The organism is Actinomadura macra NBRC 14102 (assembly GCF_001552215.1).
Lineage (GTDB): Bacteria > Actinomycetota > Actinomycetes > Streptosporangiales > Streptosporangiaceae > Spirillospora > Spirillospora macra.
The window spans coordinates 332,016-355,555 of sequence record NZ_BCQT01000006.1; the positions used below are offsets into that span (position 1 = coordinate 332,016).

The 23,540-nt window shown below is 71.1% G+C and carries 24 protein-coding genes; 9 read left to right on the top strand and 15 right to left on the bottom strand.

Annotated features, from left to right (window positions below; translation table 11 throughout):
• Position 1: 1 nt before the first annotated feature.
• The gene (locus tag AMA02S_RS45275) at positions 2–2,320 is read right to left on the bottom strand and encodes an Hsp70 family protein (RefSeq protein ID WP_169806805.1); all 2,319 of its coding nucleotides are present in this window, start codon (positions 2,318–2,320) and stop codon (positions 2–4) included.
• A 760-nt stretch (positions 2,321–3,080) separates the two neighbouring features.
• Here AMA02S_RS45275 and AMA02S_RS10765 point away from each other — a divergent pair.
• Positions 3,081–3,602, top strand: coding sequence for a DUF3592 domain-containing protein (locus tag AMA02S_RS10765; RefSeq protein ID WP_067455561.1), 522 nt, complete (start codon positions 3,081–3,083; stop codon positions 3,600–3,602).
• A gap of 75 nt (positions 3,603–3,677) precedes the next feature.
• On the opposite strand, the gene AMA02S_RS10770 is transcribed toward AMA02S_RS10765, so the two are convergent.
• A complete protein-coding gene (locus AMA02S_RS10770; RefSeq protein ID WP_067455563.1) occupies positions 3,678–4,820 on the bottom strand; it encodes an acyl-CoA dehydrogenase family protein in 1,143 nt (380 codons plus the stop codon).
• 83 nt (positions 4,821–4,903) lie between these two features.
• Between AMA02S_RS10770 and AMA02S_RS10775 the strand changes: the two genes are divergently transcribed.
• On the top strand, positions 4,904–5,605 hold the full coding sequence (locus AMA02S_RS10775; RefSeq protein ID WP_067455565.1) for a MerR family transcriptional regulator: 702 nt from the start codon (positions 4,904–4,906) through the stop codon (positions 5,603–5,605).
• Between the two features lie 6 nt (positions 5,606–5,611).
• Here AMA02S_RS10775 and AMA02S_RS10780 read toward each other — a convergent pair whose 3' ends face one another.
• From AMA02S_RS10780 to fdxA, 7 genes are all read right to left on the bottom strand, one after another.
• Entirely contained in the window at positions 5,612–7,138 is a 1,527-nt protein-coding gene (locus tag AMA02S_RS10780) for a polyamine aminopropyltransferase (protein WP_067455567.1), read from the bottom strand.
• A gap of 89 nt (positions 7,139–7,227) precedes the next feature.
• Positions 7,228–7,653, bottom strand: coding sequence for a DUF350 domain-containing protein (locus AMA02S_RS10785; RefSeq protein WP_067455570.1), 426 nt, complete (start codon positions 7,651–7,653; stop codon positions 7,228–7,230).
• Positions 7,654–7,663: 10 nt separating this feature from the next.
• On the bottom strand, positions 7,664–8,107 hold the full coding sequence (locus AMA02S_RS10790; RefSeq protein ID WP_067455573.1) for a DUF4247 domain-containing protein: 444 nt from the start codon (positions 8,105–8,107) through the stop codon (positions 7,664–7,666).
• Complete coding sequence (locus AMA02S_RS10795) at positions 8,104–8,619, bottom strand: DUF2617 family protein (RefSeq protein ID WP_067455574.1); 516 nt, start codon at positions 8,617–8,619, stop codon at positions 8,104–8,106. Before AMA02S_RS10795 ends, AMA02S_RS10790 begins: the two co-directional genes overlap by 4 nt.
• Before the next feature lie 2 nt (positions 8,620–8,621).
• Positions 8,622–9,236, bottom strand: coding sequence for a DUF4178 domain-containing protein (locus AMA02S_RS10800; protein WP_067455576.1), 615 nt, complete (start codon positions 9,234–9,236; stop codon positions 8,622–8,624).
• A 176-nt stretch (positions 9,237–9,412) separates the two neighbouring features.
• Positions 9,413–10,498 (bottom strand): succinyldiaminopimelate transaminase, encoded by a 1,086-nt coding sequence (dapC, locus tag AMA02S_RS10805; RefSeq protein ID WP_067455578.1) that lies wholly within the window; start codon positions 10,496–10,498, stop codon positions 9,413–9,415.
• A gap of 145 nt (positions 10,499–10,643) precedes the next feature.
• Entirely contained in the window at positions 10,644–10,970 is a 327-nt protein-coding gene (fdxA, locus tag AMA02S_RS10810) for a ferredoxin (protein ID WP_067455581.1), read from the bottom strand.
• 113 nt (positions 10,971–11,083) lie between these two features.
• On the opposite strand from fdxA, the gene AMA02S_RS10815 reads away from it, so the two are divergent.
• Positions 11,084–11,347 carry a putative acetyltransferase gene (locus AMA02S_RS10815; protein ID WP_174550952.1) on the top strand — a complete coding sequence of 88 codons (264 nt, stop codon included), beginning with the start codon at positions 11,084–11,086 and terminating at the stop codon, positions 11,345–11,347.
• 35 nt (positions 11,348–11,382) lie between these two features.
• Here the strand turns inward: AMA02S_RS10815 and AMA02S_RS44640 are convergent, their stop codons facing one another.
• From AMA02S_RS44640 to AMA02S_RS10830, 3 genes are all read right to left on the bottom strand, one after another.
• Positions 11,383–12,315 carry a polysaccharide deacetylase family protein gene (locus tag AMA02S_RS44640; RefSeq protein ID WP_067455584.1) on the bottom strand — a complete coding sequence of 311 codons (933 nt, stop codon included), beginning with the start codon at positions 12,313–12,315 and terminating at the stop codon, positions 11,383–11,385.
• Between the two features lie 197 nt (positions 12,316–12,512).
• The gene (locus AMA02S_RS10825; RefSeq protein ID WP_067455586.1) at positions 12,513–13,385 is read right to left on the bottom strand and encodes a crotonase/enoyl-CoA hydratase family protein; all 873 of its coding nucleotides are present in this window, start codon (positions 13,383–13,385) and stop codon (positions 12,513–12,515) included.
• A gap of 89 nt (positions 13,386–13,474) precedes the next feature.
• The gene (locus tag AMA02S_RS10830) at positions 13,475–13,816 is read right to left on the bottom strand and encodes a hypothetical protein (RefSeq protein WP_157430502.1); all 342 of its coding nucleotides are present in this window, start codon (positions 13,814–13,816) and stop codon (positions 13,475–13,477) included.
• Between the two features lie 45 nt (positions 13,817–13,861).
• On the opposite strand from AMA02S_RS10830, the gene AMA02S_RS10835 reads away from it, so the two are divergent.
• Complete coding sequence (locus AMA02S_RS10835) at positions 13,862–14,671, top strand: class I SAM-dependent methyltransferase (protein WP_245667446.1); 810 nt, start codon at positions 13,862–13,864, stop codon at positions 14,669–14,671.
• A gap of 108 nt (positions 14,672–14,779) precedes the next feature.
• Positions 14,780–15,472: a hypothetical protein gene (locus tag AMA02S_RS10840; RefSeq protein WP_067455597.1), complete on the top strand. Its 693-nt coding sequence runs from the start codon at positions 14,780–14,782 to the stop codon at positions 15,470–15,472.
• Between the two features lie 33 nt (positions 15,473–15,505).
• On the opposite strand, the gene AMA02S_RS10845 is transcribed toward AMA02S_RS10840, so the two are convergent.
• Positions 15,506–17,455, bottom strand: a complete 1,950-nt coding sequence (locus AMA02S_RS10845) for a TNT domain-containing protein (RefSeq protein ID WP_245667447.1) — start codon at positions 17,453–17,455, stop codon at positions 15,506–15,508.
• Between the two features lie 149 nt (positions 17,456–17,604).
• Between AMA02S_RS10845 and AMA02S_RS10850 the strand changes: the two genes are divergently transcribed.
• A complete protein-coding gene (locus AMA02S_RS10850; RefSeq protein WP_157430503.1) occupies positions 17,605–18,783 on the top strand; it encodes an alpha/beta hydrolase family protein in 1,179 nt (392 codons plus the stop codon).
• Positions 18,784–18,799: 16 nt separating this feature from the next.
• Here AMA02S_RS10850 and AMA02S_RS10855 read toward each other — a convergent pair whose 3' ends face one another.
• Positions 18,800–19,750 (bottom strand): zinc-binding dehydrogenase, encoded by a 951-nt coding sequence (locus AMA02S_RS10855; RefSeq protein ID WP_067455600.1) that lies wholly within the window; start codon positions 19,748–19,750, stop codon positions 18,800–18,802.
• Between the two features lie 150 nt (positions 19,751–19,900).
• Here AMA02S_RS10855 and AMA02S_RS10860 point away from each other — a divergent pair, with 150 nt between their 5' ends.
• The 3 genes from AMA02S_RS10860 (at position 19,901) to AMA02S_RS10870 (ending at position 23,072) form a co-directional block, all read left to right on the top strand.
• Positions 19,901–20,500: a hypothetical protein gene (locus AMA02S_RS10860; RefSeq protein WP_067455602.1), complete on the top strand. Its 600-nt coding sequence runs from the start codon at positions 19,901–19,903 to the stop codon at positions 20,498–20,500.
• Positions 20,501–20,736: 236 nt separating this feature from the next.
• Entirely contained in the window at positions 20,737–21,288 is a 552-nt protein-coding gene (locus tag AMA02S_RS10865; protein ID WP_157430504.1) for a hypothetical protein, read from the top strand.
• Between the two features lie 305 nt (positions 21,289–21,593).
• On the top strand, positions 21,594–23,072 hold the full coding sequence (locus tag AMA02S_RS10870; protein WP_067455606.1) for a hypothetical protein: 1,479 nt from the start codon (positions 21,594–21,596) through the stop codon (positions 23,070–23,072).
• Positions 23,073–23,114: 42 nt separating this feature from the next.
• Here AMA02S_RS10870 and AMA02S_RS10875 read toward each other — a convergent pair whose 3' ends face one another.
• On the bottom strand, positions 23,115–23,459 hold the full coding sequence (locus AMA02S_RS10875; protein WP_245667448.1) for an MmcQ/YjbR family DNA-binding protein: 345 nt from the start codon (positions 23,457–23,459) through the stop codon (positions 23,115–23,117).
• Positions 23,460–23,540: the final 81 nt, after the last annotated feature.

A 23,540-nucleotide genomic window follows, 5' to 3' on the forward strand; every position in this document is an offset into this window, starting at 1 on the left:
ATCACTCGTCGGGATGGGGCCGCTCGACGCCGACGGGGTAGAGGGCCTCGTCCAGGGGCCCTTCCGAGTCGGATGTGCCGTCCGGGAGCCGCAGTGAGCATTCTCGCCCGGTGCCGAGGTCCTTCACCGAGACGTATGTGACGCCCGTGGCGTCGATGTCCAGGGTGACCTCGATCTGCGGGACGCCGCGCGGCGCCGGGGGCAGGTCGACCCGGAGGACGCCGAGTCTGGTGTTGTACTCGGCGATCTCACGCTCGCCTTCGTAGACCGCGACGACCACCGACGTCTGGTCGTCGCGATCGGTGGTGAAGGTCTCCGAGCGCTTGGTCGGAAGCGTCGTGTTCCGCTCGGTGAGCTTGGTGAAGACGCCGCCCTTGGTCGCGAGGCCCAGCGACAGCGGCGTGACGTCGAGCAGCAGGAGGTCCCGGACCTCGCCCCTAAGGCAACCGGCCTGCAAGGCCGCGCCGATCGCGACGGCCTCTTCCGGGTTCACACTCTTGTTGGGGTCCTTGCCGGACAGCTCACGCACCAGGTCGGACACCGCGGGCATGCGGGTCGCCCCGCCGATCAGGAGCACGTGGTCGATGTCGTCGACGGTGAGGTCGGCGTCCTTGACCGCCTGCATGAACGGAGCCTTGCACCGTTCGAGCAGGTCGGCGGTGAGCCCTTGGAACTCCGCCCGGGTGAGCCTTTCCTTCAGTTGCAGCGGGCCGTCCGGGGAGTTGATGTACGGTACGTCGATCCAGGCCTCTTCAACGGAGGACAACTGGTGCTTGGCCCCTTGGGCGGCATGGTGCAGGCGGCAGAAGGCCATCTTGTCCTTGGACAGATCGACGCCATGGGAGTCCTTGAAACGCTCGACGAGCCGGTCGCGGATCCTGGCGTCCCAGTCGTCGCCGCCCAGGTGCGCGTCACCGCCGCACGCCCTCACCTCCACGACACCGTCGCCCACCTCCACGACGGCGACGTCGAACGTACCGCCGCCCAGGTCGAAGACCATGAGCGTGGCCTCTTCCGCGTGGTAGTGGTGGTACATCAGCGCCGCCGCGACGGGGGCGGGGATCAGGCGCAACACGTCGAGACCGGCGGCCCGCGCCGCACGGTGGACCGCCCGTCTCTGCGCGGACGTGTACCCGGCGGGCACCGCGATCACGGCCGACCCGAGCCCCTCGTCCAGATAGCTCTGGACGTCTCGTTTCAGCTTCCGCATGACCATCGCGCTGACGTGCTCGGCGCCGAGTTCGCGGTCGTCGATGGTGACCTGCCACCCCGTGCCCAGTTCCCGCCGGGACGTTCGGACGGTCCGGTCGATGTTGCCGACCTCCTGCCGTACGGCGTTCTCACCGACGATCACCCCGCCTCCCCGTGCGAAGGCGACGGCCGAGGGCGTCATCCGCGCCCCCTCCGAGTTGGCGATCACCGAGGGTTCGCCGCCCTCCAGCAGGGCGATGACCGACTCGAACGTCCCGAGATCCATCCCGGCTGCGCGGGCACCACCTCGGCGGACGGTCCGAAGGCGTGTCGCGACCTCCCTGCCGTCCTGCGGCCGATCTCCGGGTGCCTTGGCCAGCAGTTCATCGATCAGGTCGACCAGCGCCGGCGGAGCGTCGAGCCGGTGCAGGTCGGCGGAGAGCGGCGACCTGGTCAGATGCTCGTGGCGTAGCGAGGTGGCATTTCCCGTGAAGGGCGGCACACCGGTCAGCAGGGTGTACAGCGTGCAGCCCAAGGCGTACAGGTCGGTGCGCGAGTCGGCTTCCAGCCCCTCGAACTGCTCGGGGGCCATGAACTGGGGAGTCCCCATCCGGCCGTACTGCTGCGTCAGCCCGACCGTCGTCCCCTCCATGTGGGCGATGCCGAAGTCGCAGATCTTCACCCGCCCGTTTTCAACGACCATGACATTGCCGGGTTTGATGTCGCGGTGCACGACTCCGGCCGCGTGCGCCGCCGCCAGCCCCTCGGCGATCTGGATCCCGTAGTCCACCACCGTTTCGAGTTCGAGGCCCACGGGATGCTGGGACATGACCGTCTGGAGGTCCCGCCCGTTCAGGTACTCCATGACGAGGTACAGGTACCCGTGGTGGAGTCCCTGGTCGAACACCGTGGCGATCGACGGGTGGCCCCGCCCGTTCAGCCAGGCGATGATCCGCCCTTCGCGGCGGAGGCGGGCGTTCAGATCCTCCCGGGAGCTGTCGGGTACCAGCTTCACCGCGACCGGCCGGTCGAGGGCCATGTCCACGCCCCGCCACACATGCCCGTTACCGCCCTGCCCGAGAAGCTCATTCAACCGGTACTTGCCCGCCAGAACCTGCCCCTGCCACAAAACGCGCCTCCCTGACCGAACCGTCACCACGCCCTACCGGCATTGGATCAACCCGACCAGACCGCGTCCACTCCATTCGGGAAACAGACACCGTGAAGTGATGTATTTTCCCGAACTCGAAAATCGCCGCAAAATCATTTCATGATGGACGGCGCACACGAGGCCGGTGATGCGATGACGACCGAAAACGGCCAGGTCGCGTGGCCCGATGCCCCTGCGATCCGGCCATGCGTGAGCCCGTCCGAGCAAGGTGACGGGCAGAGCACCTCAAGGCACCGGAGTGTCGTGCGTAAGACCACCCATGGCCTGCCGGAAACCGGGACCGTGTTACCGGCTGTGGCCGTCCTGCACATGTGACTCCTTCTCGGCCTTCCAAGGAGGATGATGAACCGGGTCCGCCGCCAGATGAATGCCGACTCCGCATAATGCTCACCCTCGTCGAAAGCGGCAGCTCCCCGCGGGGCGACGAACCCGGTTGGCAGCAACCCTGGAGTGCCCCACCCCTTCGGGCAAGGCTTCCACCTGTCCGGATCTGTACGACTTTGTACGTGCAGGTCAGAGCACTTGAGCGCCGTCATCTCGTACGCCGGACATCACCGGATCCCGCTCCCCGGCCCGAGTGGGAGTCTTCAGTAGGGCGACCGCCGAAGGCAGGGATCAAAAGCAAACGGCCGGCGTCCAGCGGCCGGGGCCCGGCTCCCGCACGGAGATGGCGCGGCGGTGCCTGGACAGGCGCGTCACGCGGCTGTTGAGATGAGCCGTGGGCATCAAATGGCGCGGGTACTCGGCGGTCCTCCGGGACCGGTCGTTACTCGGGCTGGTGGCCTACATGGTCGTTCCGCTGTTCGTCGCCGGCGTCGGCTGCGTGCTGCTGGCCGGGACCGTGGAGCGGATGCACGACACCTCGGTGTTCAGCGGGCGTGGCGAGCGCGCGGTCGGGATCGTCGTGGCACGGGACGGTCATCCCGGTCCGCCGAAGACCAGCGCGATCATCGTTCGGTTCACGGCGGCCGACGGCTCCCGCCACACATTCAGAGAGTCGGGTGAGGGCAGGGTCGGCGCCACCGTCCGTGTTCTCTACGATCCGCAGAACCCGGGCAAGGCGACGACCCGCTCACCCGCGTTCCGGTGGGTGATGGCGAGCATGCTCATGGTGGTCTGCGCGGTGATGATCCTCGTGGGGGCCGGCATCTCCTTCGTGCTCGGCCGGGAGATCCTCCATGAGGTCAGGGAAGGCATCGATATCCCCCAGGACGAGCCCGCGGCGCGATCAGATCGCTAGGCCGCGGTCACCTCTATACCGATCACGCTTCCGGAGGCATGCTCACACGTTCGGCCGGTACGGTCCCGGTTCGGGTCAGACGCCGAGGCCGCGGCCGATGATCTCTTTCATGATCTCGGTCGTGCCGCCGAAGATGGTCTGGACGCGCACGTCCTGGTACGCCTTGGCGATCGGGTACTCGGTCATGTAGCCGTAGCCGCCGTGCAGTTGGAGGCAACGGTCGACGACCTTCTTGCAGAGCTCGGTGTTCCAGTACTTGAGCATCGCCGCCTCGTCGACGGACAGCTCGCCCCGGCTCTCCTTGGCGATGCAGGCGTCGGTGAAGGCGCGGGTGACGGTCAGCTCGGTCTTCATCTCGGCGAGGGTGAAGCGGTTGTGCTGGAACCTGCCGATCGGGCGCCCGAACGCCTCGCGGGTCTTGCAGTACTCCAGGGTCTGCTCGAAGGCGGCCTCGGCGGCCGCCTGGGCGGTCGCGCCGATGGACAAGCGTTCGCGGGCGAGGTTCTGCATCAGGTAGATGAAGCCCATGCCCTCCTCACCGAGGAGGTTCTCCTTGGGCACGCGGACGTTGTCGAAGAACAGCTCGGCGGTGTCCTGGGCGTGCATGCCGATCTTGTCGAGGTTGCGGCCGCGCTCGAAGCCGTCCATGCCGCGCTCGACCATCAGCAGGCTGACGCCCTTGGAGCCGGCGGACGGGTCCGTCTTGGCGACCACGATCACCAGGTCGGCGAGGATGCCGTTGGAGATGAACGTCTTGGAGCCGTTGAGGACGTAGGCGTCGCCGTCCCTGGTCGCGGTGGTCTTGATGCCCTGGAGGTCGGAGCCGGCGGCGGGCTCGGTCATCGCGATGCCGGTGATGAGCTCGCCGGAGCAGTAGCCGGGCAGCCAGCGCGCCTTCTGCTCGGGGGTGCACAGCTGGCGCAGGTAACCGCCGTTGATGTCGTTGTGGACGCCGAAGCCGGGCCCGTGCATGCCCGACTTGGCCAGTTCCTCGTTCAACACGACGTAGTAGCGGTAGTCGGGATCGCCTCCGCCGCCGTACTCCTCGGGCATATCGATGCCGAGGAGGCCCTGTCGTCCGGCGGCCAGCCACACCTCGCGGGACACGACGCCGTCCTTCTCCCACTGCTCGTGGTGCGGCGCGATCTCCTTGCTGATGAAGGAGCGGACCATGTCGCGGAACGCCTCGTGCTCCGCGGTGAAGATCTCCCGTGCCATCCGGCGAACTCCCTTGTAAGTGCATGCTGATACACAGCTAATGTAACACTGACACTGTCACATAGCTCGCGCTAGGAGGCGCCATGGAGCTCACCGTGGACGAGCTGGCGGCGCGGGCCGGTGTCACCGTCCGTACCGTGCGCTTCTACGCCGGACGAGGCCTGCTCCCGCCGCCCCGCCTGCGCGGGCGGACGGGCCTGTACGGCGACGACCATCTGGCGCGGCTGGAGCTCGTCCGCGAGCTCCAATCGCTGGGGCTGACGCTGGCGGCGATCGAGAACCATCTCCAGCGGATCCCGCTGGACGCACCGCTCGAAGACCTCGCCCTGCAGCGCGCGCTGCTGTCCCCCTGGGCGCCCGAGCGGCCCGAGGATCTCGACCGGCACGAGCTGGATCGGCGTGTCGGACGCCACCTCGACGACGGCGCCCTCACGCGGCTGGAGGCGCTCGGGGTCGTCGAGCCGATCTCGGCGGACAGGGTGCGGGTGATCAGCCCTGTCCTGCTCGGCATCAGCGCGGAGATGGCGGCGCTGCCGCTGCCGCTGGACACCCTCGTCGCCTCGTACGAGGCGGTCGAGCGGCACACCACCGCGCTGGCGGCCGAGTTGCAGCAGGTCTTCCAGGACACCGTCGTCCGCCCCTATCGCGAGGGCGGGCGCGCGCCCGAGGAGCGCGACCGGCTCACGGAGCTGGCCGGCAAGCTCAAACCCCTGCTGATCCAGTCGGTCGTGACCTCGTTCCAACGGTCGGTGGACAAGGCCATCCGCCGTTCCACCCGCCGCTGACGGGGTTCAGGAGTTCTTCCACTCCTCGCCCTCGTACTCCACCAGGCGGGGGTGGACGAGGGTGTTGACGCCGACGTCGCGGGCCCGGCGGTCCTTGGGAAAGATGGTCGCGGCGCGCAGGACGTCGGCGTCCAGGAACCTGAGGTCGGGGACGTCGGGGGCCAGGGCGAGGGCGGGCGCCCGCGTCGCGGAGGCCGCCAGCACGAAACCCCAGTCCCCGAAACTCGGCACGTCCACGTGGTAGGGGGTGGTGGCGAGCCCCGCCGCCGCGATGGACTTCTGGATGCTCCAGAACGATTTGGGTGCGAAGTAGGGCGAGCCCGACTGGACGACGATCCGTCCGCCCGGCGCGAGCGCGCGCTTCACCAGGCCGTAGAACTCCACGGAGTACAGCTTGGCGGTGGAGACGTCGTCGGGGTCGGGCATGTCCACGATGACGGAGTCGAACCGCTCGCCGAGGCGGCGCAGCCACGAGAACGCGTCCGCGTTGGCGACCGTGGCGCGCGGATCGTCCAGGGAGTGCCGGTTGAGGGACGCGATCGGCCCGTAGGTGCGGGCCAGGTGGATCATCTCCGGGTCCAGCTCGACGAGGGTCACGGCGCGCACGTCGGGGTAGCGCAGGACCTCGCGGAGCGCGAGGCCGTCGCCGCCGCCGAGGATGAGGACGCGGCCGCGCGTCCCCGACAGGGCCGGGTGGACGAGCGATTCGTGGTACCGGTACTCGTCGACCGAGGAGAACTGGAGGTCGCCGTTCAGGAAGAGCCGCACGTCGGACGAGCCGGACAGCGCCGTCTTCCTCGTGATGACGATCTCCTGGTAGGGGGTGCGCTCGGACACCGCGATCGGGTCGGCGTACAGCGCCTGCCGCGCCGACACCTCGAAGCCGTCCGCCAGCGCGTAGGTCCCGCAGAGGACGGCGAGGACCGCCGCCATCGCGCCCCACAGCGCGGCCCGCGCGGCACGGCCGATCCGGTGCCGGAACAGCCACAGCACGACGGCGATCCCGGCGACGGCGTTCACCATGCCGACCAGCAGCGCGCCCTTGATGTGCCCGAACGTCGGGAGCAGCAGGAACGGGAACGCCAGGCCGCCGATCAGCGCGCCCACGTAGTCGGCGGCGAACAGGTCGGCGACGGCGCTGCCCGCGTCCTGCCGCCGGATGCGCTGGAGCAGCGTCATCAGCAGCGGGATCTCCGCGCCGATCAGCGCGCCGACCGCGAAGGCGACCACGACGAGCGCGGGGACGTACAGGTCAAGCCACGCGAACGCCGCGTACAGCATCAGCACCGACAGGCCGCCGGCCAGCGCCAGCGCGCCCTCGACCACCGCGAACGCCACGACCGGACGGCCCTGGAGCGGCTTGGCCAGCAACGACCCGACGCCCATCGCGAAGACCATCACCGACAGCACGATCGACGCCTGCGTGACCGAGTTGCCGACGAGGTAGCTGCCGAGGGCGACCAGCGCCAGCTCGTACACCAGCCCGCAGGCCGCGCACGTGAACACGGCGGCCAGCACGAGGCTCCGCGCCACCCGCGCGGGGACCCCCGTCCCCCCGCCGTCCCCGTCGGTGGAGGGACGCTCCCCCGCGGGCGCGGGGGGCTCGTCCAGGTCGCGGGCGGTCAGGAGACCGCCCCGGCGACGATCGCCGCGACGGCCAGGTCCGCGGCGGCGACGACCCAGCCCGCCGGGTGCACCGCCGCCCCGTCCACCAGGGTCGCGCCCAGCCGGCCCGGTGTGATCATGTCGAGCAGGTAGAACGCGACGACCATCAGCGCGATGCCGAGCAGCCCGTACACGGCGGTGTCGACCAGGCCCTCGCTCAGGTCGGAGTCGCTGGTCACGATCGCCGTCGTGACGATCATGCCGGTGCCGAGCAGCTTGACCGCGAGCAGGAGCGCGGCGCCGCGGTTGCCCTCGGTCCAGATCTGGTGGCCGAGCCGGCCCGGCGTGGTCACCTCGACCACGAAGAAGCCGAGCGCCATCAGCGCGATCCCGAGCGCGCCGTAGGCGAGCGTGGCGCCGCCCTCATGCAGGATGTCGTTCATCGATTGCTCCTTACTTGCCCGACCCTGGCCCGCCGCCGCGGAATGACGCGATGCCGCTGCTGTTCCAGCCGTTCGTCCCGGGGCTGGTCCAGCGCCCGCCGACATGGGAGTGGTAGCGGTTGTAGCCGCCGGACGGGGTGTCCACGGTGATCCGGCTGCCCGCCCCGTCCGGTAGGACACCGACCACGAGCTTGGGGTAGCGCATGAAAATGCCGCCGAGGGCGCCCAAGGCCACCATGTCGTCCACCCGGTCGATCGCCTTGTGCTTCTTGTTGATCTCAGCGGCGACGGCCGGCGGCGCCTTCGGCGACCGGTAGGTGTCCAGCCCGATCCGCGAGTACTTCTTGGATATCCACTTCTGTGGCGAACCGTCGTCCTTCAGGACGGCCACCAGCACGATCGCGGCGATCACCGCGGCCGAGATGCCGCCGATCACCCAGAACTTCTTGCTCACGACGGCCTCACCAGCCGGCTCCGCGTCATCACGATCTCCCGCGTCTGGGGATAGGCGTGCCAGGTCCGCCAGCCGATCCCGATGTCGGTGTCCTCCACTGCCAGTGCGGTCACGGCGTGCCGGGAGCCGGGGAAGTCCCCGGTCAGGGCGTCGCCGCGGTCCGCCAGCCGCGCGCACACCACCTCGACGGCCCGGCCGAACGCCGCGGCGTCCCCGTGGACGGCCGTCGTGGCGGTGAACTCATAGACCCAGGCGGGGTGCGCCCCGTCCGCCGGGAGGTCGGTGAACGCCCGGCCGGGCAACGGCTCGGCGGCGCCGGGCAGGCACGCCACCGTCTCACTGAGCGGCCCGGCGATGACCTGGTGCGACGCGCCGAGCAGGCGCAGCTGCACGGTCAGGCCCGCACGCTCGACCGGCAGGACGGCGAGGGCGTCCAGCGGCGGCAGTCCGAGCGCGAACGACAGCGCGTCGGCGCGGGCGTCCAGGTAGGGGGTGTCGAGGGTGGTCCGCAAGATCAGCTGCCCGGGTAGATCGTAAGGGTGCCGGTGGGGACGCGCTCCCCGAGCCCGGCCTCCCATTGCCCGCCGCCGTACTGCTCGAACGACAGGTAGCGCCCGCGCGGGCCCTCGTAGTCGACGTACTCGACCCGGCCCTGGAGACCGACGCCGGTCGTCCCCTCGCTGGTGTAGTCGGCCGTGCCGTGCTCGTCGCGGCGGTACTCCACCCCGTCCACGACGATCGTCTTCTCGCCGGGGGTGAGGTCGCCGATGTCGTGGCCGGTCCACCAGACGACCTCCAGGTCCGGGTCCTCCTCGACGGAGAGCCACACCTTGGTGCCCTCGATGGTGTCGGCGTCCAAGAGGTGCTCGCTCCAGGTGAAGCCGCCCTCGCGAAGCCGCACCGAGCCGCGCACGAAGTAGCGGGTGCCGAGGTACTCGACCATGTCGCCCGCCTTGAGCGTCCGGGGGTCACCGGCCACCTCGTCCTCCGCCGCGAACGGGTCGCGCGGCGCCGCCGGGGCCGGGCCGCCGGGGGGCGTGGACTGACGACGGCGCAGCAGCACCACGATGAGCACGATCAAGGCGACCAAGATCAGCGCCAGCAGAATCACGATCGCGGTTCCACCCACGGGCACCTCCGTCTTTTCGCCGGCAATAGGGCACGGACCTGCGGGATCATATCGATTCTGACCCGTCGAACCCATACCGCCGTCAGACGTCACAAAGACACCACTCGTTCCATAACGAATGGCCCCGTATCCGGGGACGCGCGGGTCGGAAACGCCCGGTGGCCGTGGCCTGCGGATCAGAGGCGTTCGACGGCGGCGGCGACGCGCTCGTCCGTGGCGGTGAAGGCGACGCGGACGTGCCGGGCGCCGGCCGGGCCGTAGAACTCGCCGGGCCCGGCGAGGACGCCCAGGGAGGCCAGGTGCGCGACGGTGTCCCAGCACGGTTCGTCCCGGGTGGCCCACAGGTAGAGGGACGCCTCGGAGTGGTCGACGCGGAACCCGTGCCCCTCGAACGCGGCGCGCAGTGCCGCGCGACGGCGCCCGTACCGCTCCCGCTGCTCGTCCACATGCGCGTCGTCGTCGAACGCGACGGCCATCGCGGCCTGCACCGGCGCCGGGACGATCATCCCGGCGTGCTTGCGGACCTCCAGCAGACGCTTCACGAGCGCGAGATCGCCGGTGAGGAAGCCGGCGCGGTAGCCCGCCATGTTGGAGCGCTTGGACAGCGAATTGATCGCCAGCAGCCCCTCGTGGGACCCCTCGCACACGTCCGGGTGCAGGACCGAGACCGGCGGGTTGTCCGGATCCCAGCCGAACTCCAGGTAGCACTCGTCGCTGATCACGATCGAGCCGCGCTCACGCGCCCACGCGACGACCTTGCGCAGGTGCTCGGCGGGCAGCACCTTGCCGGTCGGGTTGGACGGCGAGTTCACCCAGACGATCTTCGGCGTGACCGGGCCGAGAGAGAGCAGGCCGTCGGTGCGGACCGGCTGCGCGCCGGCGAGCCGGACGCCCACGTCATAGGTCGGATAGGCGAGCTCGGGGAAGACGACGCGGTCGTCCGGCCCGGCGCCGAGCAGCGTCGGCAGCCACGCCACCAGCTCTTTCGTGCCGATCACCGGGAGCACCGCGTCCGGGTCGGCGCCCGTCACGCCCGCGCGGCGCCGCAGCCAGCCCGCGACGGACTCGCGCAGCCGGGGAGTCCCGTACGTCGCGGGGTAGCCGGGCGCGTCGGCGGCTCCGGCCAGCGCGGCCCTGATCGGCTCGGGTGTGGGGTCCACGGGGGTTCCCACCGACAGATCGACGATGCCGCCCGCGTGCTCCGAGGCGCGCCGCTTGTACGGCTCCAGCCGATCCCACGGAAAGTCCGGCAGGGTGAACACGAGCCACTCCTCGAAGACAACGGTAGGAAAACGAGCACGAGGCCGTGGCCCCCACGAACGCGGGAGACCACGGCCCGACCGTACGAACCCCAGATGAAGGGCTTACGGGACCGCGCCAGGGCGCGGTATCCCGCAGGCCTGCCTCTCAGTCGTCCTGGCTCTGTGGGGGCAGCGCGGCGACGATCGGGTGGTCCTTGTCGATCTTGCCGACCTTGGAGGCGCCACCGGGCGAGCCGAGGTCGTCGAAGAACTCCACGTTGGCCTTGTAGAAGTCCTTCCACTGCTCAGGCGTGTCGTCCTCGTAGTAGATCGCCTCTACCGGGCAGACCGGCTCGCACGCACCACAGTCGACGCACTCATCCGGGTGGATGTAGAGCATGCGCTTGCCTTCGTAGATGCAGTCGACCGGGCACTCCTCGATGCATGCCTTGTCGAGCAGGTCCACGCAGGGCTGCGCAATGACGTAGGTCACGTCAATGACTCCTCTCGGGTTACCGGCCCCGCCGCACGTCACGGCTCACCGCAAGCTCGCTGTGAATAGTATGGCCACCAGAGCGCAGTCGATTCGACACGGGGGTCCCTCACATGCCTGGCCGCTTTGCCGCGCGGCTGGTGGTCTCCATCAGTGGCGCGGACGTGGGTCAGCGGGTCTCGCTGCGCCGCCGTCTGCCAACGGGAGAGTACAGCGACGTGGTCGGCGTCCTCGAATCCTGGTCCGGCGGGACGCTGCGCGTGCGGCGCCGCGACGGCGAGGTGGTCGAGGTCCCCGAGGGCATCGTCGTCGCGGGCAAGGTCGTCCCGCCGCAGCCCCCACCGCGCCGCAGGCCGCGTACCGGCGAGCCCGGCTGACCGCCACGCCCCTGTGGCGCGCCGGAGACCGTCCGCTATCTGCCTGACGGGGCGGGTACCCCCGGCGCGAGCGGGCCGGGGGCGGGAGAGCCCGGCAGCGGCGAACCCGGTCCGGGTACTTCGGGAACGGGCGACCCCGGCGCGGGAGACCCGGGTTCAGGCGATTCCGGGCCGGACGACGACGAAGGCGACGCTCCGGGAGCTCGCGGAGGCGCCGGCGGCTTGGGGACGACGGCCTCGGTATAGGTCTGGCCCGGCTTGAGCGGCTTGCCCTGGAACATCTCCGAGACGGTGACGAACGTGAACCCGCGCTTCCGCAACCCGTCCAGCACTTTCGGGACGGAGTCGACGGTCGGCTTGTGGATATCGTGGAACAGCACGATGCCGCCGCGCCTGGGCGCGGTGATCCCGACCCGGGTGTCGCGGCTGACGCTGCGGTAGCGCCAGTCCAGCGTGTCCACGCTCCAGAGGATCATGGGGAGCCCGGCGGCGCGCCCGACCTTCGCGTTCGTGGATCCGTACGGCGGGCGCAGCAGCGTGGGCCGCACCCCGCCGGACGCCGCCGCGATGGCGTGCTGCGTGCGCTGCACCTGCGACCGCACCTCGGCCGGCGACAGCGCCGTGAGGTTCGGGTGCGACCAGCTGTGGTTGGCGAGTTCGTGACCGTCCAGCGCCATCTTCCGCACGACCCCGGGGAAGCCGTGCACGTTCTGGCCCAGCATGAAGAACGTGGCGCGCGCGCGGGCCACCCGCAGCGTGTTCAGCAGCCGGTCGGTGTACGGCCCGGGGCCGTCGTCGAACGTGAGGGCGACGCACCTGATCTTGTCGCAGTCGATGCGCCGCGGAGGCGGCGGCTTGGACACCGCCTTGCGGGGCTGCCCGGCGGCAGCCTTGTCGCCCGCCGTCCGCGCCTTCTTCTCCGGTGTGTGGCCGCATCCCGTGACGAGTAGGAGACCGGCCCCGGCCATGGCGAGTACGCCAAATCTGATAGATCGCACCACGCACCCCCGAAACGTGTTGCCTCGGGCGCCTTCATACCCTCCGCCACTCTGGTAACACACGTCACCAAGGTCCAGAAACGCCAAGATCATCACCTTGACCCGCGGCACGGGGGCACTGCTTCATAATGCTTCCCCACACCGGGCCCGGTCTCACCGGCCCCGGGTCACCGGAGGGGCCAGTCGGGGACGGACGGGGGCAGGTCCCTGCTGACGCGCATGGGGAAGTCAGGGGCGCGCTTCTCCAGGAAGGACGTGACGCCCTCGGCGGCGTCGGGGGCACCGCCGAGCGCGGCCATGAGGCGCGAGTCGGCGGCGTGGGCGTCCCACGGGGACGGGGCGGACAGACCCGACCACATGAGGCGCCGGATGGCGGCGACCGCGACCGGGGAGGTGTTGCCGGCGATCTCGCGGGCGAGGTCGTAGGCGGCGGGGAGGAGGCCGTCCGGCGGGTAGAGGCGGGAGACCAGACGCCCGGCGAGGGCCTCCCGCGCGTCGAAGACACGGCCGGTCGCGGCCCACTCCATGGCCTGCGCGATGCCGACCAGGCGGGGCAGGAACCAGCTCGACGCGGCCTCGGTGACGATGCCGCGGCGGGCGAACACGAAGCCGAACCTGGCCGTCTCGCTGGCGAGCCGCACGTCCATCGGGAGGGTCATGGTGACGCCGATGCCGACCGCGGCGCCGTTGAACGCGCCGATCACCGGCTTGAGACAGCGGGCGATGCGCAGCGCGACGGTCCCGCCGCCATCGCGCGGGGTGCCGTCGTCCAGGAAGTTGGCCTCCCCCGCGAACATGGCCCTGGATCGCGTGTTGTCGAAGGTTCCCCCACCGCCGCTGAGGTCGGCCCCGGCGCAGAACGCGCGGCCCGCGCCGGTGACGACGACCGCCCGCACCTCGTCGTCCGCGTCGATCGTGTCGAAGGCCCGGAGCATCTCGTCGCGCATGGTGAACGTGTAGGCGTTCATCTTCTGCGGCCGGTTCAGGGTGACCGTGGCGACCCCGTCCTGAACCCCGTACTCGATCTGGGTGTACGACACGTGCGGCCCTTCTCGCGCGCAGCTGACTCGAACCTGATTCGAGAACGGCGGGTGCCGGACGGCCGGGGGCGCCGGACGGGGCGCGAGGATCAGGCTCGGGCCTCGGGGAAGAGGCGGACGAGAACGTCGCGGCGCCACTCGCCGACGTCGCGACCGGGCGGCGGCCCGGGAGTCAGCGTGCCATCGGCGGCAGGCGTGAGACGGATCACCACGTCCGGCGCCAGGACAAGTTCACCGGGGATCTCCCCGGCGGCCGCCAGGCGTTCCGCCAGCGCCGCGAGGACACGCGCCCATCCCTGCCCCAGATAGGGCGGGAGCCCGTCGGCGCGTAGTTCGGGCAGGCCGCGTGCGGACAGGCCACCGGTGCGCAGGATCAGCCCGCCCGGACCCTCCGCGCCCAAGATCCGGACCTCGCCAGTGATGCCCGCCATCGACAACGCCGCCTCCGCCCGCTCATTGTCCGATAAATTATGACAGTGAATTGGGCCGTGACGACGTACGACTCCGCCTTCGGGTACGTCTCCGCACACGGCGCGCCCTTGGTCGACCTGCTCGATCCGCAGCCCGGCGAGCGTGTCATCGACCTCGGGTGCGGCACCGGGACGTTCAGCGCGGAGATCGCCGAGCGGGGCGCCGAGGTGCTGGGCATCGACGGCAACCCGGACATGGTCGCGCAGGCGACCGCCACGCATCCCGGGCTGTCGTTCATCCTCGGTGACGCGCACGACTTCACCATCAGCGAGTCGTTCGACGCGGTCGCCTCCAACGCGGCGCTGCACTGGATGACCCGCGACCCCGACCAGGTGATCGGCCAGGTGCACGCGGCGCTGCGGCCCGGCGGACGGTTCGTCGGGGAGCTGGGCGGCGCCGGCAACTGCGCCGAGCTGATCGCCGCGATGCAGACGGCGTGGCGCGTGTTCGGCCTCGGTGAGCCCGAGCTGCCCTGGTACTTCCCCAGCCCCGCCGAGTACGCGACCAAGCTGGAGGAGGGCGGGTTCACGCTGCGCCTGCTGGAGCACGCCGACCGGCCGACCCGCATGACGGAGGGCCCGGGCGGCGCCGCCGACTGGGTCCGCGCCTACGCCGGCCGCGCGCTATCCGACGTCCCACCGGAGCTGGTCGAGCCGCTGCTGGACCGGGTGAACGACCTGGCCGCGCCGGCGCTGCGCCGCGAGTCGGGCTGGGTCGCCGACTACGTGCGGCTGCGGTTCGCGGCCGTCCGGAAGCCGGACGGCGCGGCCCCGATGCCGGTCGGCCCGATGCTGCCGGACCTGCCGCTCGGTTGACCGCGGTCGCCCATGGGCGACCGCTCCACCAGGCCGTCGCTCCGTTGAGCGCCCGACGCGCGCCTGCGGCGCCCGAGGTCATTTGGCGGACGCCCTAGTGTGGGGCTCATGCTGCGCTTGCACGACCCTCGGACCGGACGGCTTGAGGCGTTGCCGGGCGGCCGCGTGCTGCACGTCCACGTGCTGGACGGGGCCGGCCTCCGCACGCTGATCGTCGCCGACCTGCTGAGGCGGGTCGCGGGACGGGCCGGGCGGCACGTCCGGATCACGGCGTCCGCGGACCTCGGAGACGGCGGCCGGCAGCGGTTCGGGGAGTACAACGTCCAGCCGTTCGAGGTGGCCGAAGCGGAATCACCGGATCTGTACGTGTCCGGCGAGCGCGATCCGCGGGTGGACGGATTCTGCCTGACCGTGCCGCACGAGACGGGCGACCGGCGGCCGGCCGGCGCGACCGAGGCCCCGGGCGCGCGGCTCGCGATGCTTGAGGTGCCCTACCAGGAGGCGCTGGTGCTGTCGGAGGCGCGGCTCGTCCGCGCCCGTGACCGCCTGGACGGATGGCGGGCCGAGGTGGCCGCCTGGGCGGCGAGCCCGGGGCGCCCGCTGGACCGCGGGTACGCGGCCAAGGCCGAGGCGGCGCTGGCCAACGATCTCGACAGCCCGTCCGCGCTGGCCGTGCTGGAGGAACTGGCGCACGACCCGGACGTGCCGCCCGGCGCGAAGCTGGAGACGTTCATCCACCTCGACCTGCTCTTCGGCCTCGACCTGGTGGCCGCGATCGGACGCCCTGACCGGCAGGGGTGACCGCCGATCACGGCCGGCGGTCACGACCGGCGGTCAGCGCTCGCCGATCTCGGTGAGCGTGCCGTCCACGAGCAGATCGGCGATCGAACGCCGGAACACGTACGCGGTGCCGCCGCCCGGCTGGTCGAACCAGGGCACCGCCGTCCCCGTCAGTGCCTCCACCGGCCTCTGCACCCGGTAGGAGTGGTACGGGCGATTGCGCCAGTCCGGCGGGAGCGATCGCTGCTCGAACGGTGTGCGCGCCGCGTAGACGACGTTTCCGCCAGGGCCTCCGTAGCGGTCCACCGTCGTTCCCTCTGCGAGTTCCGTGGCGCGACGGTCGCGCAGGAGGCTGAGTGGAGGTTCGCCTTCGAGCGGCTCGATCGCACCGGTCTGATTCGGGCCGGTCTGGCGCGAATCCAGAAGCACGCTGCCGAGAAGGTACGCGGCGGCCTGATCGGCGTTGTCGAAGCCGATCGTCTTGCCGCGCTCACCGTCCCGCGTCTGGAACACCGTCCACTTCGGCCCGTCTTCCAGGACCGACCAGGCGCCCTCGGCGGTCGCCAGGATCCGGTAGGCGGCGGGATCCACCTTCAGGTCGCGCAGACGATTTCGGAGGTCGGCGAAACGGTCAGGCTCACGCACGGGAGGCGGTCCGGGCGACGGGCGGGTTTCGGCCGCGGGCCGCGGATCCGCGCGCACACGTTCAGGAGCGTCCCGTCCGGTCACCGAGGCGCTCGCGGCGTCCATCGCGTCGTCGTCGACGGCCGGGACCTCGAAGCCCTGGGCGCGGATGTGCGCGACCAGTTCGGGCTCCGGCGGGATTCCGTGCTCGCGCAGGTAGTAGCCGACCGCGCCCGACCACACCCAGGTGCCGTCCGTGTGGAAGGTGAGCGGGACGCGGGCGCCACGCGCGGGATCGAGCTGGTCGGGCGCGCTCGACCGCGCGGCCAGCACGACGGGCGCCTGCCGCAGGTACCCGGCCACCCGCTCGGCCTCGCCCGGCGGGACGGGCGGGCGCGACACCGCCGGTCGGTCGCCGTCCGGGCCGGCGTGGTCGAACACGCGGGCCTTCCGTATCCCCGCCCGCGGCGCCCCCAGGGCGGCCCGCGGCGGTGGGGCGGATCCGAGCCGCCGCGTCATCCACTCGGGGACGTCGTCGAGCGGAAACCGTTCGAGGTCCAGCCGGACGTCCTCGGCGGACGGCTCACGGTTCCACTTCGGCTCACCGTCATAGGCGAAGCTCGCCCGGCAGCGCGCCTTCCCGTCCTCGTACAGCACCTCGAAATCGATCCGGGACCAGGTGGAGCCCTGGAACGCGTGCGTCCCCGCGCGAAGCCGGTCCAGGAGGCCGGCGATCTCGGCGGGCGGCGTCCAGACCGTCATGGAGCCGTCGGACTTGTAGAGCATCATCGGAGGGAACTCCACGTGCTCGCCCACGGCCTGGTAGTACCCGAAGACCTTCTGCCACAGCTGCGGCGCGCGGTCGGCGACCAGGATCGTGACCTTGTCGGACAGCAGCTCCATCTGCTCGATCGGGTTCATCGGCCCGGGGTCGGGCGCGGGACGCGGGACGGGGTCGCGGTCCTCCATCCGGTCACGCAGCCAGCCGGGCATGTGCGCGCCGTCGCGCGGCATGACGATCTGGTCGCGGCGCCAGGCGTCCGGCGGGATGGGCGGCTCCCATCCCGGATCGAAGTCGTAGTTGTAGAGGGGACGCGCGACATTGGGCTCGATGATGAACGTCATCGAGAACCAGGTGCCCTGCTCCGACAGGTAGTGGGCACGGCGCAGCTCCACGAGCATGGCCGTCAGCTCCTCCGGGATCTGCCCGGCCACCTGGATCTTCCCCTCGCCCGTCAGGACGGCCAGCGCGATGTCGCTGACCACCACGGTCGCCTTGACGTGCAGGTCCACGCGCCGCCATCCGGGCGCGGCCGTCCCCCGGACATAGCGGACGACGCGTCCCTCGATCTCCGCGATCCGCTCGTTCTGACCCGTCACCCGCAACCCCCTGACCTCCTGCGCCCCATCGGCGGCTGCCCGGCAGGGTATCCACCCGGAAACCCTGTTGCGGTCGAACCGGACGTTCGGCTCGGCTGAGCGGGTTCCACCAGGTGGAATCCCGCCCGAAGTGGGTTACCGTCACATCTGTGACGACCCGCGTCCCCGAGTCGCCCGCCCCGGCGACACCCGAGCCATCACGCCCACCGCGCCCTCGCCGCGCCCGCAGACTGGTGTCCGCGTTCCTCGCCGTCGTAGTGCTGCTGTGCGCGGCGGTCGGCGGCATCGGCTGGTACTTCGCGGGAATGGCGGCCCAGGTCGACCACTCGGCGGAGTACCCGCTCACGGTCACCGACGCCGCGCCCGGCACGGTGACCCTGCCCCGCGATCCGGACACCGAGCGTCCGGGCACGTGGGCGCTGGTCTGGAAGGGCGGGCGCGCCATGCTCGGCCCGATCGTGGGCGGCGACGGCGAGCACGTCGTCCGGCAGGTGACGTCGGTCCCCCAGGGACGCCTGGCGAAGGGCGCCAAGGTCGCCATCGACCACTGGCTGTACGACGGGGACCCGAAGACCGCACTCGGACTGGACTTCCAGGCCGTCACCTATCCGTCACAGGTCGGGCCCATGCCCGCCTGGCTGGTGCCCGGCGCGTCCCCCAAGAGCACATGGGTCATCGCCGTCCATGGACGGAACGCCGACAAGGCCGAGACGTTCCGCTCCATGAAGGCCGTGCACGCGACCGGCCTGCCCCTGCTGTCCATCGCGTACCGCAATGACGTGGGTGCGCCGAAGTCCGCCGACCACAAGAACCACCTGGGCGACACCGAGTGGAACGATCTTGCGTCCGCCATCGTCTACGCCCGCTCCCAAGGCGCCACCGGGGTCGTCCTGTACGGCTGGTCGATGGGCGGCGCGATGGCGCTGACGGTGCTCCGCAAGGACCCGTCGTTCGTCCGCGGCGTCGTTCTGGACTCGCCCGTCATGGACTGGAGCGCCACCCTCGACAAGCAGGGCGATGCCCGCCATCTGCCGCGCTTCATCACGGCGGTGGCGAAACGCGTCCTGAGCCACCGCATCGGCATCGATCTGCGCGACTTCGACCAGCGCCGGTACGCGCCCCGCCTGCGGACGCCGACGCTCATGTTCACCACGGCCGACGACGCCACCGTCGCCAACCGCCCGGCCTTCGCCTTCGCCAAGGCCGCCCCGCCCGGCATGGTCACCCACATCGCCGCGCAGGGCGACCACACCGAGGCGTGGAACACCGACCCGGCCGGCTATGAGCGCGCCCTCACGGCCTTCCTCAGCCGGGTCGGCCGGCCTTAGCCCCGTCGCGGCCCGGTCATCGGCGCCGGACCTCCAGGAGCGTCTTGCCCACGCTGCCGCGCGACTCGATCGCCGCGTGCGCGTCGGAGGCACCGTCCAAGGGGAAACGCTGCCCGATCACCGCGCGCAGCCGTCCGGCCGCCGCCTCGCCGAGCGCGCTGAGGGTGAACTCCCGCAACTCCTCCGGCGACGCCGTCGGCCGGACGAGGCGGACATCCCGTCCGGCCGCCGCCTCGTCCGGGATGTCGGCCCACTCCCCGCTCGCCAACCCGAAGCTGACCATCCGCCCACCCGGCCGCAGCAGCGTGAACGCCTCCCGCGCCACGTCTCCGCCGACACCGTCGAAGACCACGTCCACCTCTGCGACCGACTCGCTCCACCCGGGCTCCCGGTAGTCCACGACCTCGTCGGCACCGACCCCGCGCGCCACCTCCAGCTTCGGCCCGCTCCCCGCCGCCGCGACCACCACCGCGCCCGCCGCCTTCGCGAGCTGGACGAGCAGCGTCCCCACCCCGCCCGCCGCCGCCTCCACCAGGACCCGCTCACCGGGACCCGGTGCCGCCGCGCGCAGCATCATCGTCGCCGTCCGCCCATCGGCGAGCAGCGCCACCGCGTCGTCGAGGGCCAGACCGTCCGGCACCTCGAACAGCGCCGCCGCGTCCACCACCGCACGCTCCGCATACCCGCCCGAGCCACCGGTGCCGCTCACCACCCGCCGCCCGACCAACGCCGGATCGGCCCCCGCGCCGACCTCCGTCACCACGCCCCCGACCCCGTTCCCCAGGATCACCGGCAGTTGCGGCCTGAACGGTGCCGGCCCACCCGCCCGGACCTGTGTCTCCACGAACGTGATGTTGGCGAACTCCACGTCCACCAGTGCCTGCCCGTCCCCGACGACCGGATCGGGCGCGTCCCCCGGCACCAGCGCCTTGGGCCCGCCGAACTCCTTCAACCACACCGCACGCATGACGTCCTCCTTCCGTAGGCCGCCAGCCTGCAACCTCAAGCACAGTCGAGGTCAATCGATGCGCAACGAATCCCTTTTCTCGCCCCACCCGCCTCTGTAAGCTTTCGCGCGTATATATCGCCCGCTGTCGGTCGACGCTCAGGGATGACCATGCGCGCCCGGTTGGTACGTCCCCCCTCGCAGGGGATCCGCCGCGCCGCCCCGGTACCGGCGACGCTGCTGTTGCTGGCGCCGCTGCTCGCGGGGTGCGGCTCGTCCCACCCGTCCTCCGGCGCCCTGAAGCCCGAAGGCTCCTTCGACACCGGCGCGGCGGCCGCTCCCACGTCCACCGCCGTGGCCCCCTCGACACAGCCCGCCGAGCAGCTCTACAAGACGGTCCTGAATCGGTACCGCGAGTACCTGGCCGTCTACAAGCGCGTCTACGAGAAGAACGACCCCGCCGAACTCGCCACCGTCGCCGTCGACCCGCTCCTCGCCCAAGTGACGCAGGACGTCGAGAAGACCAAGGCCAAGGGCGAGATCTGGCGCTTCGCCAACACCCACAACCCTCGCATCTACGCCCGCTCGACCGACAGCACCAAGGTCTACGTCATCGACTGCGTGCACACCCTCAGCGGCTACCGCTTCTCGGCCAGGACGGGCAAGCGCACGGGCGGCGGCAACGGCGGCGCCTACGTCTACCGCAGCACCGTCCTCTATGACTCCGGCACCTGGAAGGTCGCCGACACCGTCCAGGACCGCCCATGCTGACGGCCCTCAGCAAAGGACACGCGATGCCTGCCCACACCCCCGCGCGACGCCGGAGCGCCGTGATCACGGCGACCGCCGTGGCGGTTCCCCTCATCACCTGCGTGCCGTTCGCCGCGCCCGCTCAGGCGGCCCCGTGCAGGAGCTCAAGCGATCTGATCTGCGCCCCGAGGAGCACCACGCCCGGCTCCGGCGGCGGCTCTGGCGGGCCGGCGACCGGAGGCGGAGGCTCCGGTCCCGTGGCGCCTCCCCCGCCCGAGGGGCTGAACGACAACGAGGCCGTCGGCGTCGTCCCCGTCAACGGCGGACCCCCACCCGCGGTCGCCCCGCCCAGCACCGCTGAGCTCGTGGAACAGGCCCTGAGCACGAAGGCGTTCCCCGTGCCCGTCGTCCACACCGCGCCGAACGGCAAGACCTACGTGCGCGTGCGGACGTCGCTGTGGGTCGACGGTTTCGCGCCCGTCCAGACCGAACCGGTCAGCGCGGGCGCCCAGACCGTGCAGGCGACGGCGCAGCCCGCCTCCGTCGAGTGGGACCTGGGCGAGAAGAAGGTGACCTGCGCCGACGGGGGCAGCAAGGACGGCAAGACCTGCCACTACGTCTACAAGCGGTCGTCCACTGGCCAGCCGGGTGGCTCATACAAGATCACGGCGACGGTCAGGTGGCACGTCAGCTGGACGTGTGCCGGCGCCGAATGCGACGCCGGCGGCGGCAACCTCGCAGACCGCACCGAGACCTCCCAGCCCGTCCCCCTGGTCGTGAGCGAGATCCAGACCAACACAGGCCAGTAGATGCCGCACGGCTGGAGCTTGCCGGGGTTCGTCGAGCCGGCGGAACGGGGCACGGACGCCCGCGTCTGAGTCCGGTCACCTGCGGTGGAGGGGGGACGGGTGACCGGGGCACGCTGCTATGATCGCCGCCATTGCGTGGGCGGATGCGGCGACGATCCTCGGAATTCTCGCCAGGCGGACAGGCGACCCGCACCTCCCCGGCTCCCCCGCGCCGCCGTCGTAGCCGACAACCGCATAGGAGACCGGTCACCCGCGGCGGTCCGCGCCGGCCTCTGTCCCGCCGCACGTCCACAGTGAGGTTCCCGGTGTTGCTAACCCCTCCCAAGGCCAGATGGCCGAAGGGCGAGTCCGCATGGGCCGCCATCAGGGGCAACCGGTCGTTCGCGGTGCTCCTGCTCGCCGGCGTCCTGCTCCGGCTGATCGCGATGCTGGGCTACCCTCCGGCGCTCTGGTTCAACGACAGCTACGACTTCCTGCGGATCGCCAACTCGCCGTTCCCGCACCCGCTGCGGTCGGAGGGGTACGGGCTCTTCCTGTGGATGCTCAAGCCGTTCCACAGTCTGTACCTGGTGACGGGGTTGCAGCACGCGGCGGTCGTCGGCCTGGCCGTGTTCGGGTACCGGACGCTCGTCCGGGACTTCCGGGTGCGGCGGCACTGGGCGGCGTTGGCGCTCGCGCCGCTGCTGCTGGACGGCTACCAGATCGAACTCGAACACCTCCTGCTGTCGGACACCCTGTTCACCGCCCTGGTGTTCGGGGCGGTACTGCTCCTCGCGCGGCCCGGGACGACGGGGTGGCGACGGGCCGGCCTCGCGGGGGTGCTGCTCGGGACGGCGGCGGTCACCCGGACCGTGGGGGTGCCGCTGATCGCGGTCGCCGTCCTGTACCTGCTCGTCCGACGGACGCGGTGGCCCGCGTACGCGGCGCTCGCGACCGCGTTCGTGGTGCCGCTCGGCGGGTACGCGGCGTGGTTCCACCACGACCACGGCCGCTTCGCGATGACCGGGGCGGACGGCATCTACCTGTGGGGGCGGGCGTCGGCGTTCGCGGACTGCGACAGGTTCGCGCCGCCTCCCGACCTCGCGGCGCTGTGCCCGTACGGCGCGCCCGGAGACCGGCCCGCCTCGTCCCACCAGATCTGGGAGGCCAACTCGCCGACCGGCTGGAAGGACGGGCATCCGTTCGACCCGGAGACCAACGACAAGGCCCAGCGGTTCGCGATGTGGGCGATCAAGAACCAGCCGCTCGACTACGCGCAGGTCGTCGCCTACGACTTCTTCGGCCGGACGTTCACCTGGGACCGCAGCCCGTATCCGCAGCCCGGAACCGAGAACAAGTACCGCTTCCCGGAACGTCCCGACCGGATGCGACCGCTCCCCGTGATCGGCGGCGGGGACCGGCTATCGGTGGTGCGGGAGTACGAGCACGGGTCCGGGCGGACGCGGGTCGTGAGCCCGTTCGCCGACATGATCCGCGGCTACCAGTCCGTCGTGAACGTGCGCGGGACGATGCTCGGCGCCGTCCTGCTGGTGGGGGCGGCCGGGATCCTGCTGCGGCGGGCGCGGCGGGGTGCCGGGCTGTTCTGGCTGACGGGGACGGCGCTGCTGGCCGTCCCGCCCCTCACCGCGGACTTCGACTACCGGTACCTGCTGCCCGCCCTGCCCTTCGCCTGCCTCGCCGCCGTCACCGCGTGGGGACGGCGGCCGGACGCGGGGCCAGAGCCCGAGCCGGTCGAACCCGGGCCCACCGAGCGCACGGCCGAGGTGCAGCCGGCGGTCCGCTGACCCGGGCCGGCGCGCGACGTCGTTGACGGGTCCGCGCCCCTCTCAGGATCCGAGACGGGCGGCGGCGACCTTCTTCGGGACGACCATGCGCCACGCCTCGATGACGAGTTCGCGCATCTCGGGTTCGTCGAGCGCGGCGGTCCAGGCGTGCACCCAGTTGAACCTCAGGTCGGACTCGCCCGGCAGGTGGAACACGGTGGGCTCGGAGGCGACGAGCGCGTCCCGCTCCTCCTTGGGGAACGCGAAGCCCATCACCGTCTCGTCCTGGGAGAACGCGACGTAGACGATGGAACCGACACGGAACTTCACCCGGTCCCTGATCAGATGCTCGGAGGTGCGGGGCAGGGTCAGCGCCAGCCCGCGCACCTGCTCGACCGTGATCATCATGTCCTCCTGTGGCCGAGGTCCGCCATGGCACGCTACCCGAATCAGGTGATCTTGGTACATTGACGACGGACAGGGGGTCGT

Coding starts and splice junctions, on each gene's coding strand:
- AMA02S_RS10830 (WP_157430502.1), bottom strand. CDS start 13,816: ATGGCGGGCATCACTGGCGAGGTCCGGATCTTGGGCGCGGAGGGTCCG.
- AMA02S_RS10775 (WP_067455565.1), top strand. CDS start 4,904: ATGGAGCTCACCGTGGACGAGCTGGCGGCGCGGGCCGGTGTCACCGTC.
- AMA02S_RS10875 (WP_245667448.1), bottom strand. CDS start 23,459: ATGATGATCACGGTCGAGCAGGTGCGCGGGCTGGCGCTGACCCTGCCC.
- AMA02S_RS10785 (WP_067455570.1), bottom strand. CDS start 7,653: ATGAACGACATCCTGCATGAGGGCGGCGCCACGCTCGCCTACGGCGCG.
- AMA02S_RS10855 (WP_067455600.1), bottom strand. CDS start 19,750: ATGCGTGCGGTGTGGTTGAAGGAGTTCGGCGGGCCCAAGGCGCTGGTG.
- AMA02S_RS10840 (WP_067455597.1), top strand. CDS start 14,780: ATGCTGCGCTTGCACGACCCTCGGACCGGACGGCTTGAGGCGTTGCCG.
- AMA02S_RS10860 (WP_067455602.1), top strand. CDS start 19,901: ATGCGCGCCCGGTTGGTACGTCCCCCCTCGCAGGGGATCCGCCGCGCC.
- AMA02S_RS10815 (WP_174550952.1), top strand. CDS start 11,084: ATGCCTGGCCGCTTTGCCGCGCGGCTGGTGGTCTCCATCAGTGGCGCG.
- AMA02S_RS44640 (WP_067455584.1), bottom strand. CDS start 12,315: ATGGCCGGGGCCGGTCTCCTACTCGTCACGGGATGCGGCCACACACCG.
- AMA02S_RS10770 (WP_067455563.1), bottom strand. CDS start 4,820: ATGGCACGGGAGATCTTCACCGCGGAGCACGAGGCGTTCCGCGACATG.